Origin of the sequence: Bifidobacterium sp. UMB1197, assembly GCF_030217745.1 — a bacterium.
In the GTDB taxonomy this organism is placed as follows: Bacteria; Actinomycetota; Actinomycetes; order Actinomycetales; family Bifidobacteriaceae; genus Bifidobacterium; species Bifidobacterium vaginale_B.
Genome location: NZ_JASOOL010000002.1, coordinates 53,758 through 68,920, shown reverse-complemented (window position 1 = coordinate 68,920; position 15,163 = coordinate 53,758). Strand labels below are relative to the sequence as shown.

At 39.6% G+C, this 15,163-nt stretch carries 13 protein-coding genes; 11 read left to right on the top strand and 2 right to left on the bottom strand.

Annotated elements, in window-relative coordinates:
* Nucleotides 1-30: 30 nt before the first annotated feature.
* Both groL and QP420_RS01555 read right to left on the bottom strand, forming a co-directional pair.
* Nucleotides 31-1,656, bottom strand: a complete 1,626-nt coding sequence (gene groL, locus QP420_RS01560) for a chaperonin GroEL (protein ID WP_415688591.1) — start codon at nt 1,654-1,656, stop codon at nt 31-33.
* A 277-nt stretch (nt 1,657-1,933) separates the two neighbouring features.
* Complete coding sequence (locus QP420_RS01555) at nt 1,934-2,617, bottom strand: LytR C-terminal domain-containing protein (protein WP_415688592.1); 684 nt, start codon at nt 2,615-2,617, stop codon at nt 1,934-1,936.
* Between the two features lie 157 nt (nt 2,618-2,774).
* Here QP420_RS01555 and QP420_RS01550 point away from each other — a divergent pair, with 157 nt between their 5' ends.
* The 11 genes from QP420_RS01550 to QP420_RS01500 all read left to right on the top strand — a co-directional run bounded on the left by QP420_RS01550 (nt 2,775) and on the right by QP420_RS01500 (nt 15,069).
* Nucleotides 2,775-3,476: a uracil-DNA glycosylase gene (locus QP420_RS01550; RefSeq protein WP_060786754.1), complete on the top strand. Its 702-nt coding sequence runs from the start codon at nt 2,775-2,777 to the stop codon at nt 3,474-3,476.
* Between the two features lie 43 nt (nt 3,477-3,519).
* Nucleotides 3,520-4,656, top strand: a complete 1,137-nt coding sequence (locus tag QP420_RS01545) for an AAA family ATPase (protein ID WP_060786755.1) — start codon at nt 3,520-3,522, stop codon at nt 4,654-4,656.
* Entirely contained in the window at nt 4,653-5,666 is a 1,014-nt protein-coding gene (locus tag QP420_RS01540; RefSeq protein ID WP_481616372.1) for a DUF58 domain-containing protein, read from the top strand. The genes QP420_RS01545 and QP420_RS01540 overlap by 4 nt, the downstream gene beginning before the upstream one ends.
* 17 nt (nt 5,667-5,683) lie before the next feature.
* Nucleotides 5,684-6,232 (top strand): hypothetical protein, encoded by a 549-nt coding sequence (locus QP420_RS01535; protein ID WP_415688595.1) that lies wholly within the window; start codon nt 5,684-5,686, stop codon nt 6,230-6,232.
* Nucleotides 6,229-7,419, top strand: a complete 1,191-nt coding sequence (locus QP420_RS01530; protein WP_060786758.1) for a vWA domain-containing protein — start codon at nt 6,229-6,231, stop codon at nt 7,417-7,419. The genes QP420_RS01535 and QP420_RS01530 overlap by 4 nt, the downstream gene beginning before the upstream one ends.
* Entirely contained in the window at nt 7,416-8,453 is a 1,038-nt protein-coding gene (locus QP420_RS01525) for a vWA domain-containing protein (protein ID WP_464405055.1), read from the top strand. The genes QP420_RS01530 and QP420_RS01525 overlap by 4 nt, the downstream gene beginning before the upstream one ends.
* A complete protein-coding gene (locus QP420_RS01520; RefSeq protein WP_060786760.1) occupies nt 8,450-9,073 on the top strand; it encodes a DUF6466 family protein in 624 nt (207 codons plus the stop codon). Before QP420_RS01525 ends, QP420_RS01520 begins: the two co-directional genes overlap by 4 nt.
* A gap of 129 nt (nt 9,074-9,202) precedes the next feature.
* On the top strand, nt 9,203-9,454 hold the full coding sequence (locus QP420_RS01515; protein ID WP_415695887.1) for a hypothetical protein: 252 nt from the start codon (nt 9,203-9,205) through the stop codon (nt 9,452-9,454).
* Nucleotides 9,454-11,061 (top strand): PGAP1-like alpha/beta domain-containing protein, encoded by a 1,608-nt coding sequence (locus QP420_RS01510; protein ID WP_481616371.1) that lies wholly within the window; start codon nt 9,454-9,456, stop codon nt 11,059-11,061. The genes QP420_RS01515 and QP420_RS01510 overlap by 1 nt, the downstream gene beginning before the upstream one ends.
* Before the next feature lie 79 nt (nt 11,062-11,140).
* Nucleotides 11,141-12,583 carry an adenylosuccinate lyase gene (gene purB, locus QP420_RS01505; RefSeq protein ID WP_481616370.1) on the top strand — a complete coding sequence of 481 codons (1,443 nt, stop codon included), beginning with the start codon at nt 11,141-11,143 and terminating at the stop codon, nt 12,581-12,583.
* 44 nt (nt 12,584-12,627) lie between these two features.
* Nucleotides 12,628-15,069, top strand: coding sequence for a lysylphosphatidylglycerol synthase transmembrane domain-containing protein (locus QP420_RS01500; RefSeq protein ID WP_481616369.1), 2,442 nt, complete (start codon nt 12,628-12,630; stop codon nt 15,067-15,069).
* Nucleotides 15,070-15,163 lie beyond the last annotated feature (94 nt).

Below are 15,163 nucleotides of genomic sequence, written 5' to 3'. Positions count from 1 at the left end.
AAACAGACTCAATCAAAGAGTTAATTTAATTTAGTAGCCCATCTCTGCGCCGCCAGCTGGAGCTGCAGCTGGCTTTTCTGGCTTGTTGGCAACAACAGCTTCGGTTGTTAAGAACAAACCAGCAATAGAAGCAGCATTCTGTAGAGCAGAACGAGTTACCTTAACTGGATCAGTAACGCCAGCAGCCATCAAATCTTCGTAAGCGTTGGTTGCAGCGTTAAAGCCCTGGCCTTCTGGAAGCTCGCGAACCTTGTTAAGAACAACGTCTCCAGAAACACCGCTGTTTTGAGCAATCTGCTTGATTGGAGCTTCTACAGCGCGGAACACGATTGCAGCGCCTGTTGCTTCTTCGCCCTTAAGATCGGCAATTGCGGCAGACTTTTCTACCTTTGCAGCAGCCTGAACAAGAGCAACGCCGCCGCCTGGAAGCAAGCCCTCTTCGATTGCAGCCTTAGCGTTACGCACTGCATCTTCAATGCGATGCTTGCGTTCCTTGGCTTCTACCTCGGTAGCAGCGCCAACCTTAATAACAGCTACGCCACCAGCGAGCTTAGCAAGACGCTCCTGAAGCTTTTCGCGATCGTAATCAGAATCGGTGTTTTCAATTTCTGCACGAATCTGAGCAACACGAGCCTCAACATCTTCCTTAGAGCCAGCGCCAGAAACAATAGTTGTTTCATCCTTAGAAACGATTACCTTTGCTGCATGACCAAACACAGAAGCATCGATAGAATCGAGCTTTAAGCCAAGATCATCGGAAACAACCTGAGCACCAGTCAAAATTGCCATATCTTGCAACATTGCCTTACGGCGATCGCCAAAGCCTGGAGCTTTAACAGCTACAGTGTTGAAAGTGCCACGAATCTTGTTAAGAACAAGCGTTGGCAAAGCTTCGCCATCAACATCTTCTGCAATAATAAGCAATGGCTTTCCAGACTTCATAACAAGTTCAGCAACATGAACAATGTCTTGCTGGCTAGAAACCTTACCAGAAGTGAGCAAAATGTATGGGTCTTCCAAAACAGCAGTCTGATCTTCTGCATTGGTTACAAAGTAAGGGGAAATATAGCCCTTATCAAAACGCATACCTTCGGTAAAGTCCAAATCAAGACCAAACTTGTTGTTGTCTTCAACAGTAACAACACCGTCTTGGCCAACCTTATCTAGAGCTTCTGCAATCTTTTCGCCAACTTCTGGATCGGCTGCAGAAATAGTAGCAGTAGCAGCAATTTGATCCTTGGTTTCAACATCTTTAGCAGATGCAAGCAATTCCTTAACAATTGCCTCGGAAGCCTTTTCAATGCCCCTGCGAAGAGCAATTGGATTGCTTCCAGCAACAACGTTCTTTAAGCCTTCGTGAACCAAAGACTGAGCCAAAACGGTAGCAGTTGTAGTACCGTCACCAGCAACGTCGTCGGTCTTCTTAGCAACTTCCTTTACCAACTCTGCACCAATGCGCTCGTATGGATCTTCGAGATCAATCTCCTTAGCGATTGAAACGCCATCGTTGGTGATTGTTGGAGCACCGTAAGACTTATCTAAAACTACATTACGACCTTTTGGTCCAAGTGTGACCTTTACTGTATTTGCAAGCTTATCAAGACCAGCAAGCATACCCTGACGGGCATCCTCTTCATAGGCAATAATCTTTGCCATTATTCCTCCACATAACTTAACTATGGACACCCACTCAAATCTTTTAAAGCTAATCAACCGTCAGCTGTTGACTAAACCGTTTAAACTGAGTGCTAAATGAAGATTAGCACTCTAAGTACCCGAGTGCCAACTGTATTCAAAAATCTATAGAAAAAATCTATAGTCAAAAATCAAAAATAGCCAATCAAAAAGCCACTTATTAAGACTTTCCAATTGGCTATTTAAGCGTTTATTTATTAGTCAAATCTATTACGTTTATTTATTTTGTACAGCAAATCTACTTGCACAAAACCACAACAATAGTGGTTGCTATTTGATCCGCAGATTCAACATTGCTGATTCCGAGTGTTTTAGCAATATCTTCAGCAGCAGCTCGATTCTCGCTCCCCTTATACCAAACAACAGAATCAGCAGGAACAGTTCCAGCAGGATTTGCAGCCTGTACATTTTCGTAGCCCGCTTGCTTAAGCTTTGCAGCTTCTTGAGCAGCATGACCCTGAATCTTTGTTGCATTAATAACTCTTACTGGAACAGTCTTGTTAACAGATTGCCCAGAAGCGTTTGAGTTGCTTGCATTATTGTCTTTAGAATCCTTAGAGCTATTAGCATTTTTATCTTCTTTATTAGACTTATCGGTTTTTACTGGATCCCTATCTTCGTCTGAATCGTCGTCAGCATCATCCGACTTGCTCTTGCGCTCGTCAATTTTGCCGCTCTTAAGTTTAGAAGACTTAGCAGTTGTTGACTGATTTGTGCTCCATGGCAAACGAATATTGTTGATTTCTCCAGACATAATAGCCCATGCAAAAATGCCTAAAACAACAGCAATAGTTACGACTACTACATACGGGAACAATACGGCATACCAAGCGCGATTTCCGCGATGTACTCCAACAGGGCCTTCTGGTGGATTATCAAAAGCATCTGGCGTAAACGACACGTTCTGGCTTTTATGCGCCATAATTGTATCCCTTCTAAAAAATCAGCTAACAGTATGAGTCCATATTAGCGAATACCGCGCACAAAGCATAAAGAATTTTATTTATTTTTACATTTGATTTTGTATTTATCTTATATTTGATTTTGTATTTATCACCCTTGTTTTAGAGTTGATAAATATGGATATTAAGCAGCGAAAATCTTTGCACGAACTCATAGACCCAGATTGGGCAAATGCCCTTGAACCAGTTGAACCACAAATTCACAAAATGGGAGATTTTTTACGGCAAGAATTAGCATGCGGAAGACGATTTTTGCCAGAAAGTCATAATATTCTTAGAGCTTTTACAATCCCTTTTAATCAAATAAAGGTTCTTATTGTTGGTCAAGACCCATACCCAACACCAGGGCACCCAGTTGGTCTTAGTTTTTGCGTAGACCCTAGCGTTAAACCGTTGCCTAAAAGTCTAACCAACATCTATAAAGAATTAGTTAATGATTTAAACGTTCCAATGCCTAAAAATGGAGATTTAACACCTTGGACTAAGCAAGGCGTAATGCTGTTAAACAGATGCCTTAGCGTAGAAGCAGGCAAAGCGAATAGCCATCAAGGAAAAGGTTGGGAACAAATAACAGATGCTGCAATAACAGCGCTAAATAATCGCACAGATAATAACGGCAAACCGCTTCCATTAGTGGCAATTCTTTGGGGCAGAAACGCTCAAAGCCTAGCTCCTCTTCTTACAAACGCAGTGATTATTCAATCCCCACACCCAAGTCCGCTTTCTGCATCTAGAGGATTCTTTGGATCCAGGCCATTTTCTAGAACAAATCAAGCATTAATATCAATGGGAGCATCTGCAATTGACTGGAGCTTATAGCAAAAAGAAACTAAGGTAGCGTATATCGGTTAAAATAAAACGCATGGCATTATTCCCTCCGCAACCAAATAGTCAAAACAATAGCGCAAATACTGGTGTTTTCTCTCTTCCACCCCAGCCTCGCGTACCTGTTTCTAATAGCTCTATTTCTAATACAGTAGACGAAACAAATCAGCCAATATCTGCAGGCGTTTCTAACGAGAGCATTAAAAAGGCGCAGCAGATTGCAGCGGTTCTTCGCTCAAGATTTGCTCAAACACTTGTAGGCCAAGATTCACTTAAAGAATCGCTTATTTTAACGCTTATTGCTGGAGGCCACATTCTTATTGAATCCGTTCCAGGTCTTGCTAAAACAACTGCTGCACAGACTCTTGCAACGGCAATGTCTGGAAGCTTTAAACGAATTCAGTGTACGCCAGATTTAATGCCAGCAGACTTAGTTGGAACTCAAGTTTTTGACTTTTCTTCTCAAAGATTTACAACACAGATTGGTCCTATTCACGCAAACGTGATTCTGCTAGACGAGATTAATCGATCAAATGCAAAAACTCAGTCAGCAATGCTGGAGGCAATGGCGGAAGGCGCTACAACAATTGGCGGAGAACGCATTAATCTTCCTCAGCCTTTTATGGTTATTGCTACGCAAAATCCAATTGAAGAAGAAGGAACTTTTAATCTTCCAGAAGCTCAAATGGATCGTTTTATGCTTAAAGCTGTTATGACTTACCCTTCGTTTAGCGAAGAGGTGAGCATGTTGGAGCTTTTAACAAACAGAGGAAGCGACGTTTTTAATCCGCAAACACTTAATAGCCAAAAAATAAGTTTGCAAGACGTTACTTTTTTGCGCGCAGCCGCTAAACGAGTGCATGTTTCGGAAGCTGTTATGAAGTATGCAGTAGATATTGTTGCAACCTCTAGAGGCCAAGGAAGTCACCCTCTTAAAACTATTTCTTCACTTGTACGAATGGGTGCAAGCCCTAGAGCTTCTATTGCTTTAATACGCATTGGTCAGGCTCAAGCTCTTCTTTCTGGAAGGGATTACGTTATTCCAGAAGATGTTAAAAAATTTGCTCACGAAGTTCTTAGACACAGGATTCTTTTGACTTTTGAAGCTTTAGCAGATTCCATTACTAGCGACCAAGTTATTGATGCAATAGTGAAGACGGTTCCTGCACCATGATTTTTGCAAAACTGTTTAAAACCTATTCACAACCAACTTTTACAGTTAATGCTAAAAGGAATTTGCTATGCTCCGATTCGTCTAAAAAAGTTAGGCGAAAAATCGAAGCATTAGACAATCGTCTAAATCTTCCACTTGCAAAAAAATCTTTAAGCATTTTTGAAGGAGAACACCCTTCTAACCAAAAATTTGGTAATGGCGACTTAGTAGACGTTCATGCTTGGCAGCCTGGAGACGAAGCCAGAATGATCAACTGGAAAGCCAGCGCAAGAATTGGCGAACCAATGGTTTCTTCCAGGCAGCGCGAATCTTCTTCTAAAACTTGGATTCTTGTGGATTCTAGTGTAAATATGAATGCTTCTTGCGCGTCTAAAAGTAATGAATATTTATATGAGATTGCTTCTAACGCAGCATGTTTTTTTGCGTCTTTAAGCATAAAACGCAACGATTCACTCAATTGCGCTTTATTTGATGGAGATAATGTTTTACGGATTCCATCTTGTAGGAATCTGCCTGATTTTGAGCGTAGCTTAGATATTTCATTGTGCAATGCACGCAAAAACACTAGAAACACAGATGCCATTATTGACTTCGCTAATTCAATTACCCAAAAACACGGCTTGATTGTAATAATTACAGACGAATACGCTATTTTGCAAAAACATTTTAATGATTTGCAAAAAATCGCTAGATTACATTCTTTAATCGTTGTAACCCTAAGCCCAGTAAACCCATTTAGCAAGTCTAAAGATATTCCAATACTTGATGGAACAACAATGCGCAAAATACCAGCGTTTTTAGTAGACGATTCCTGCTGTAAAGAAGTAAAGACACATAGGGCATTTATAAACAACTCGCTACACGAATGCTTAAACTCTACTAAAGCTTGCCTTATACGTGGGTCTTCCAGCAAGCAAATATTCCATTCTTTGGCTAAATTTATTTGTAACGCAACTTTGCAAAACAGCGTTTTTAGTGTTAAGAAGAATCAAGATTTACTCTTAAAATAGGCTTAGGTTGGTTTGCAGTGAGTATTAATAATGTTCAAAAAGTTTTAAACGACGAAACAATGCTACTTGCCCTTATTGGCTTAAGCATAATAGTTGCGTTTTTGGCAATCATAATGCTCTACATTGCTATCTACAAAATCAACACTAAAGCAAACACTAAAGAAGATGTAAAAAATGCCGCTCATACTTTAAACGCAAATAGGCAAGAATGGCGTAAAAAAATTGAGCAGGTTGTTAGCGAATATAATCAAAACAAGATTAAAAAAGATCAAGCTTTTGCTAAATTAGCTAAAATTGCTCGACAATACGTTTCTATAATTAGCGGAGACAACATTAAATCACACACTCTTGGAGACATTAGTTCGCTTAGAAACACTTGGAAAAACACGCAGGGAGCAGACTTATTGCGTCAAACTATTGCAGCTTTATACCCTCCTGAATTTGCGGACGCAAAGTATAATAATCAGGCAAAAGATGCAGATGTTGATCAAGGCGCAAGATGGGTTCTTGCTCTTCTTGAAAGCTGGAAAACAAAGGAAAATAAGCCAAAGGAGAATAAAAGATGACATTCTCCACTTTAAGCACATGCACTTTGGCAATACCTAATTTAGCAATGTGCAAAATATTTGCTTCAACGCTTTTCTCTATGCGCTTAAAATGGCCATTAGTCCTTGTTTTTGGCGTTTTAATAGCATTAGTTGTTTCAATACTAGTCTTTGTAATAAGTGAGATTAAAAAATACAATTACAAAACTCACAAACTCGAATCTTTAAAAGCTTTAAAAACAAGCTTTTTAACGTCTTTTACTTTAGATGAAGATTTGCAAGGAAGTATATGCGCAAGAAAATGGCGATTATGGATTATTTTGCGAAGAATATGCGCGTTAATGCTTTCCCTTGCGCTTTTATGCACACTAACTCTTAGCGCAAGGCCTTCTAGAGTTTTAGACGCAGACGAGCAATCAAGTTCTAGAGACATTGTACTTTGCTTAGATGTTTCTGGCTCCACTCTTCCCTACGATTTAGAAGTTATTAACGCTTACTTAAAATTTGTTGAACATTTTCAAGGCGAGCGCATAGGCTTGAGCATTTTTAACTCAACATCCAGAACTGTTTTTCCGCTAACCGACGACTATTCTCTTGTTAAAAAACAATTGCAATACGCTTCTAAACTCTTAGACGGAGTTCAATCGCAAGATAAAATCGACAACATGCAGCAAAAGCAATATCAGCAAATTTCTGCATGGCTTGATGGCACTCAAAACAGAAAAGAGGCAACGTCTTTAATTGGAGATGGTCTTGTTAGCTGTGCCGCAATGATTCCTGGCGTTGTATACGGGTCTTCCAACAATTCTAAAAAGCCTCACAATCGCCTTAATCGTAGTGCTTCTATTGTTTTAGCAACCGATAACGTTGTTTCTGGAAAACCAGCCTATTCACTTAAACAAGCATTGAATTTAACCAGCCAGGCCAATATTCAAGTTGACGGCTTATACTCTGGGTCTGCTCAAAGCGAAAACGAATCAACTACTGTGCAAATGCGAAATCTTATAGAGCAAAATGGTGGTATTTTCTTAACGCAGCATAATGCTGATTCCGTAATGACTTTGGTGCGTAAAATTGAGCAACAGCATACGAGTATTCCTAAAAAATCAACGCAGTCAGCTTTAAGTGATGACCCTAGTATTCCAACAATATTGGCGGTTATTTTTGCATCTCTTTGGCTTATTTTTGCAAGAAGGATAAAGCGATGAGAGTATATTTTAGTTGGATTTCGTTAGTTTTAATTGCAATTCTTACCGTTTTAGCTTTGTTTGAGATTTTTCCACTAAAACGCAATAATTCCAATACGGATGAAACTGTTTATATGCGAGTTCGCAGAGTATTAATCTGCGTTTTGCTTGCGATTTGCGCATTATGCCCATGCGTTATGAAAAACACTTTTCAACGATCCCTTAATGCCACTAACGTTGTTTTTGTTTTAGACGTTACTGGATCTATGAACGTAAACGATTCTACGGATTTATCTAATCACAAGAACACAAGATTTAACAGCGCAAAGCAAATAATAAAACAAGTTGCAAGCAATTACACAAACGCAAGCTTTAGCGCTATAAGATTTGGAGCGTCTTCTAGCGTTGACGTTCCTTTAACTCCAGACGTAAATGCCATTGAAAATTGGGTTAATACTATTAACACAGAGCCTGTTGGAGTTTCAAACGGAACGAGCTTAGACGCGCCGCTAGATAAAACTCTTCTTGCCACTAAAGCAATTCACGACGCTCATCCACAAGATGTTACTGTTTTGTATTTAATTAGCGATGGCGAAGAAACAACCAGCAGAAAGCGCAGAACATTCTCCTCTTTACGCGGCTACGTAAATCATGCTTATGTTATTGGTGTTGGGTCTAAAAATGGCGGAAAAATCCCAAACGAAAGCACTAAGTTGGACGATTTAGACGATATTAATTCAACTGATTCTTCTATAAAACAGTCTGGAAAATGGATTATTGACCCTTCTACAAAAAAACCTGGAATATCTAAAATGGATTCAAAGAATCTTAAGAATATTGCAGACGAGCTTAGCGGAAAATATGTTGATTCCAGTAAAGATCATTCCATTGGCGTAGAAGCAAAACAGATTCTTTCTAAACAATGGCGGCAAAACAACACTGTTAAACCAAGACTTAGGCCTTATCCAATCGTTTGGCCGTTTGCTATTCTTGCAAGTATATTAATTCTTTGGGAATTGGCGTGCTGGATTACAAAATCGAGGAAGCTTATATGATTAGTAAAATCACACCTAAGTCGTTCCTAAGATTTTCTATTATTGCAATATCTACTATTGTTATAGCTTTATGCATGGCGTCAATTTATTTTATTGCCACTAATCTTAAAGCAGAATCAACATATAATGCTGCTACAAAAAGTCTTATAAACAACATAAAAGCATCGAAAAAAGTTGATGCAGATAAAGAAATGTTGGCTGTATCTCAAAAACAGGTTGACGACCAGTTTAACGAAGCAAAATCACCTTATACAATTTTAATGCCGCACTTAAAAAAGAGCATTAATCATAACGCATTAATATCTAAAAAACTTACAAATAGTTTGCAAAAGCAACTTGACCAAGATAAAAAAGATACGGACGCAAACGCAAAAACAAACCAGAATAATAGCGAAAATAGGATTAATAAATCGCAAGAAAAATCCAATAAATCCAGCTTAAGTAATTCGCAAAAAAGCAAAGTTCAAGATTTACTAAGGCAGAATAATCAAAGCGATTCTAGCCAAAATTCGCAGAATCAATCGTCGCAAACCGAAGATGATTCTACATCTAAAGATTCAAACAAGAATGGAAAAACTAAGTCTTCTAAAAAAGAAGACTCAAGCAATAAACCTTGGTAAATATGCTAAAGTGCTTTTTTAAAAAAACCGCCTCAAGCACAAAAACCCTTATACTTCAAGGATTATAGCCTTTAACCACATTGCAAGAATTTTCGTGACTATTTAAAAAACGTTGTGTGTAATATTTGTATGCACATATTTAACGATTACCAATGGCTGTTAGAAAGAACAGAACAATGCTCTAACAGCGTGCTTAGCGAAGCACACTCCAACACTCTTAAAGACTGGCATGGCAAAGCCGCAAACGCGTTTAACGAACAGATGGCTAAAACCGCTAGAAAAGCATGCCAAATCAGCTCTGTTAATGCTGGCTTTACTGATGCTGATTTTATTAACGCTAATCCCACTTTTAACGAAATGCTAAATTACGGAGGTAAATAATGCCTTGGAGAGTAAAATCAACTATAACTGGCGGAGAACCTCTTAGCGTTGCTGATTCCAACTCGTATAAAGCAAAAGCTGCAATACTTAGCGAACTATCAAACGATTTCCATTCACTAAGCGCATGTTGGATGCAAACCGCATTGCAAATCGAAAGCCAAAAAGCCGCTCTTGTACAAAGTCAAAACAACTGTTTTAACAAAGATTTTTGCCAACCTGCTTTACAAAACTTGCCAGATTCTAGCGAATGCAGAATAAAGTCAAGCCAATGCGAATCAATGTCCAATAATCTTAGCGAATTGTCTACTTTAATAATCAGGGCAAATAACCTATATTCTGCAGCGGAATACAAAAATAGAGAAGCCTTCGATAACCTTGTGGCTATTGGAACCACAATCTTCCCTATTACTGCAGTACCATTCTTTGCAAGCGCAGGATTTAGTGCGATTTTAGACATGACTCAAAAAAGTGGCATGAAGAATTTTTCTAAGTGGAGCCATGCAACAGCACCAATACAACAGGGATTTATACGAGGCTTTTCTAAACATTTTCTAATAAATCCAGTAACAGGAATCCCTATTCGTCTTTTTTCCAGCATTCAAGAAAGGGACGATGTAAAACATTCAAAAGCTCCAGTTGCCACATTTGCAAGCGCATTAAGCTTGTTTAGTGCAAAAATCAATGATGCAAAACAAGGAAACAATCTTAAAGTAACAAAACTAGTTTTACCTAAAAATGCACAATCTAAAATACTGCAATATAAGGGAAATAATATTGGTCAAGCTCTTGCAAATCTTAATAATCTTGCAAACGGAAATCTTTCTGTGCATCCGCCAAAAACAAATCCAGATGCTGCAACAATCGCAATTCAACGTTTTAAGCAAAAGAACGGCAGAACATCTTGGCTTGTTACAATACCCGGAACAGACGGAAAGCCTAAATCGCCGTTTGGATGGCCTCAAAATGCGGAGGTTATGAGCAGCTCTAAAAGCGTAAGAATGAACGCAGACAGCACAAGAATGGTTGTGGAAGCAATGAAGAAAAGCGGCATTAAACCAAACGATAATGTTGTACTTGTTGGGCATTCACAAGGCGGAATAGTTGCTGCAGAAATTGCAAGCGACTATTCAAAACAATACAACATAAAACACGTTGTAACAGCAGGGTCGCCTATAGCAAACCATGCAATTCCAGAAAAAACTTGGGTAACAAGCATAGAAATGGAAGACGAACTTGTTCCAACATTAGACGGAGCGAGTAATCCAAGCAGAAACAATTGGGTTACGATTCACGCAGTGGCTAGTAAAAGTGATAATAGAAGCAACAGAAAAGAAGACAACAAGCAAAATGATTCTAAGCAAAATCGCAAGTCAAATCGCAGAGAGAATCGCAGGCCAAAAAATCTTTTTGAAAAAGACGGAATACTAGTAAAAAATGTGCCAGAAGAAGGAACGCTCACGCATGATTTAAATTATCATCAAGCAGCTTACCAAGACGCCAGTCAGCTATCTTCTAAACAAATAAGATCTCAAGAATCGCATTTTAGCAATGTGTTAAAAGGGACTTTAGAAGAAACAACATTGTGGCAAGGAGTTATGCAACACTAGTACAACGCTAAAACGGCAAGACTCAAAATAGCAACGCTCAAAACTTAGTAGTTTCATGCCATGCTGTAACCTTTAGAGTATGAAGCTTACTGATATTTGCCCTGCTATTGCTTTAACTCCACTAGACGGAAGATACCACAACCAAACTGCTAGCCTCGTAGAATATTTAAGCGAACCAGCATTAAACCGCGAGCGCATGCGTGTTGAAGTTGAATGGATGATTCTTCTAGCAAACGGTTATAAGGGAAACAGTTTTAAAACGATTGTAGATGGCGTAAAGCCTTTAACAGATGAGGAATGCGATTATTTGCGCGCAATCCCAGAAAACTTTGGAGCCGAAGGTATAAAACGCCATGCTGCTCACGAAGCTGTTACGCATCACGACGTTAAGGCTGTTGAATATTACATTGACGACGAGTTAGACAAAGCAGAGCAAGTATTAGGGCATAAAACCCAGCTTAGCAATCTTAAAACATTGGTTCATTTTGCTTGCACAAGCGAAGATATAAACAATCTTTCTATAGCTCGTTGCGTAAAAAACGCTGTTGAAAACGTGTATAGGCCAAATTTGCAAGCAATTGTTGATTACTTAACTCAAAAAGCGCAAGAGTATAGAGATACTCCAATGCTATCGCTAACTCACGGTCAGCCTGCAACTCCTACAACTTTAGGTAAAGAGCTTGCTGTGTTTGCCTATAGGCTAAATCGCCAGCAAAAACACCTTGATGCCCAAGAATATCTTGGAAAAATAAATGGTGCTACTGGAACTTTTGGCGCTCATCTCGCCGCTTTCCCTAATGTTGATTGGCTTAGCGTTTCTAAAGAGTTTGTAGAAAACAGAATGGGTCTTTGCTTCAATCCTCTTACAACGCAAATCGAAAGCCACGATTGGCAGGCGGAACTTTACAGCACTGTAAGCCACATTAACCACATTCTTCACAATCTTGCAGTAGATGTGTGGATGTATATTTCTCGCGGCGTTTTTGTGCAAGTTCCAGTTAAAGGTGCTACTGGATCTTCCACAATGCCACACAAGGTGAACCCTATTCGATTTGAAAACGCGGAAGCAAATCTTGAGATTTCTTGCGCACTTTTCGATACCCTTTGCGCAACGCTTACCGAAAGCCGCTGGCAGCGCGATTTAACCGATTCCACTACTCAGCGAAACGTTGGATCCGCATTCGGCTATGCACTTCTTGCACTAAATAATCTTCTTGGCGGCTTAAAGTCGATTCATCCAAACACGCAAATGATGAGCGAAGAGCTTAACAGCAATTGGGAGGTTCTTGGCGAGCCAATCCAAACTGCTATGCGCGCACAAGAAATTGCTGGCGTAGAAGGAATGGAAAGGCCATACGAGCAGGTTAAAGAGCTTATGCGTGGTCACAGCATATCTAAAAAAGATGTTGAAGATTTTATATCTTCTAGAAACTTCGATGCACAAACCGCAAGTAGGCTAAAAAACCTTACTCCAGAATCTTATACTGGAATTGCATCACGTTTGGTAGATTTTATTCAATAACTTATTAGAAATTAATAATTTTATTAATAAATAAACGGTGTACTATGCAATCGCAAGTAAAAGACGATTTAGTTATTAACGACACTGAGCCTAAGCTAGTTCGTAATTGGGCAGACTTGATTTACTCAATCGTATCTGCTGGTGTGGCTACAGCTGTGGTGTTATTTGCAACGTGTTTTTCTGGAACAACAGCAGGAGTAGAACACGACGCAAAAAATGCTGGAAAGATTATTCAGTGGATTGTAACAGGCCTACCATCTTCTCTTTTTCAGCAAGCGCTTACAATTGCGATTGTTGCTGGCGTAATAATATCTATGATTGACGCCAGGCGATGGATTGATACAACATTATCAACGCTAACACTGCTTTTAACGTATCCGCTTGTATGGTATATTTCCTACATTCTTACAACGCTAGATAATCCTTCGATATTTGCATCGTTTAATTCCATCTCTAATAGTCACGGCACAGAATTATTGCCAGATATGTACGCGGTTTTAGTTGCTTTTCTAACCGTTAGTGGCCCTAGAAGAGATAACAAAATAGTAAAGTTATCTTGGCAAGCGCTGCTAATTGCCTCTCCAATCTTAATCGTAACTTCTTGGCATTCCCTAACGGGCGCATTAACATCTTGGTGCATTGGGCGCTCTATTGGAACGCTAATCAGGTTTATTAAGGGAACGCAAAGCAAGGGAGCCTGGGGCAAAGACATTGTTGAAGCCTTAGAAAACATTGGCATTACGCATCTTGTTCAGCTTAATCGCCGAACGCTAACAACCGACCATAGAGGCGTTTTAAAATCTAGTCTAGACGACGATTTGATTGCAAATTCAAGGCTATACGATGCAATTGATATTCACGCAACAAGATACGTTATATCGGTATTAGACAATCAAGTGCATTTGCCTGGATATTTAAATCAGCTATGGCAGTGGGTTAAGCTGATTGATATTCCAGTTAGACGAGACCGTTCCGCAAGGCACTCCATACACCACCATCTTTCCATGCTGCTTGCGCTTAGGAATTTGCATCTTGCTACGGCAAACGTGTACGGGGTTACAGACCTAGAAAAATCATCAATAATGGTGTTTCACACTAGCAATGTTCTTGTGCCATGCAATCTAAACACGCTTAATGCTTCCGACGCTCAAAGGCTTATGCAATATCTTGACATTGCAAACTCTAGAGGAATTACGCACAGAAGAATAAGCCCCGAATCTCTTGCACGCTTAGAAGACGGCACTCCCCTAATTGCGGGTTGGCAAAATGGCGATGTTGCTAGCGATTCAACAAATATTGCTTTAGATAAAGTTCAGCTTTTAACGCTTATTGCAGCTTGCATCGATGCAAAAACTGCTGTTCAATCAGCAATGAGCGTTTGGGGTGCAGATAAGGTTGCGCAAATTTTGCCATTTATTCAAAAAGCCGCAATTCCAGCGTCTACAAAGTCACTTCCTTCGTGCAATAAAAAGCTTTTTGAAGATCTTAAAAATGAGTTGAGCAAAACAGTGTGCATGAATAACAGCGAAGATGACTACGACTACGACACCGTTAGATTAGCACGCTTTAATATTCGATTCTTTGTTAGCTTAATCCTTATTGTTGCTGCGATTTCGGCTATTGTTACGCAATGGCATCCGCAAGAATTTATCTCGGCGCTTAAAAGAGCAGATAGCATAATGGTTATGGCATGCTTTGCTTGTAGCATGCTAGCGTGGGTTGGATCTTCTATTACGCTTGGCGCTTTTATGGATGATTCAAAGCCAAATGCTGGCGTTTTGTTTACATCACAAGCGGCTTCTGGATTTACCGCCGTGTCTATGCCAGCTGGAGTTGGCCCTGCGTTTGTAAACATGCAGCTTATAAAGAAAAGCGGAAATTCAACATCTCAAGCAACAGCTATTACAAGCGCAGTCTGGCTTTTGCAATCGCTAGTAACCGCTCTTGTAATATTTAGCGTTGGAATTTTTACTGGTAAAAACCTGCTTTCTGGAATGATTCCTACACACATGCTAATCACAGTAATAGGAATTGTTACTATAATCCTCTGTGCGTTTATGGCCATTACTCCAATACGCAAATTTATACAAAAAAGATATCTGCCTATTCTTTCTGACTACGGAAAGCAGATAAAAGAGCTTGTAACTAAGCCAAAACAGCTTTTTAATGGCACATTAGGCGGCTTAATTCTTGTTTTTGCTACAGGATTAGGCTATTGGGTTGCTCTTCTAGCTTTTGGATACTACGCAAATCCTTGGGAAACAGTTCTGCTGTTCTTAGTGGCAAACACTGCTGGATCAGCTGTTCCAACTCCTGGTGGATTAGGTGCTGTTGAAGCATCCCTCACTTTTGCGTTCACTTCGGTTGGCGTTCCTCCAACAATTGCGTTGTCTGCCACTCTTCTTTACCGTCTTATGTTCTATTGGCTAAGAATACCGATTGGCGCTTTTGCAATGAAGAGTCTTAGTAATAAGGGATTAATTTAATAGAAAAATTTCTTTAAAATTTTATAAGTCAAAAAAAGAATATATTTAGTTAAAAACCGCATAAATAAGCCTATATACGGAATTTTTGCGATTT

What these genes read in the sequence shown, in the direction of transcription:
- QP420_RS01545 (WP_060786755.1), top strand. Translation starts at nt 3,520, where the DNA reads ATGGCATTATTCCCTCCGCAACCAAATAGTCAAAACAATAGCGCAAAT.
- QP420_RS01515 (WP_415695887.1), top strand. Translation starts at nt 9,203, where the DNA reads ATGCACATATTTAACGATTACCAATGGCTGTTAGAAAGAACAGAACAA.
- purB (WP_481616370.1), top strand. Translation starts at nt 11,141, where the DNA reads ATGAAGCTTACTGATATTTGCCCTGCTATTGCTTTAACTCCACTAGAC.
- QP420_RS01500 (WP_481616369.1), top strand. Translation starts at nt 12,628, where the DNA reads ATGCAATCGCAAGTAAAAGACGATTTAGTTATTAACGACACTGAGCCT.
- groL (WP_415688591.1), bottom strand. Translation starts at nt 1,656, where the DNA reads ATGGCAAAGATTATTGCCTATGAAGAGGATGCCCGTCAGGGTATGCTT.
- QP420_RS01540 (WP_481616372.1), top strand. Translation starts at nt 4,653, where the DNA reads ATGATTTTTGCAAAACTGTTTAAAACCTATTCACAACCAACTTTTACA.
- QP420_RS01525 (WP_464405055.1), top strand. Translation starts at nt 7,416, where the DNA reads ATGAGAGTATATTTTAGTTGGATTTCGTTAGTTTTAATTGCAATTCTT.
- QP420_RS01520 (WP_060786760.1), top strand. Translation starts at nt 8,450, where the DNA reads ATGATTAGTAAAATCACACCTAAGTCGTTCCTAAGATTTTCTATTATT.
- QP420_RS01555 (WP_415688592.1), bottom strand. Translation starts at nt 2,617, where the DNA reads ATGGCGCATAAAAGCCAGAACGTGTCGTTTACGCCAGATGCTTTTGAT.
- QP420_RS01510 (WP_481616371.1), top strand. Translation starts at nt 9,454, where the DNA reads ATGCCTTGGAGAGTAAAATCAACTATAACTGGCGGAGAACCTCTTAGC.
- QP420_RS01530 (WP_060786758.1), top strand. Translation starts at nt 6,229, where the DNA reads ATGACATTCTCCACTTTAAGCACATGCACTTTGGCAATACCTAATTTA.
- QP420_RS01550 (WP_060786754.1), top strand. Translation starts at nt 2,775, where the DNA reads ATGGATATTAAGCAGCGAAAATCTTTGCACGAACTCATAGACCCAGAT.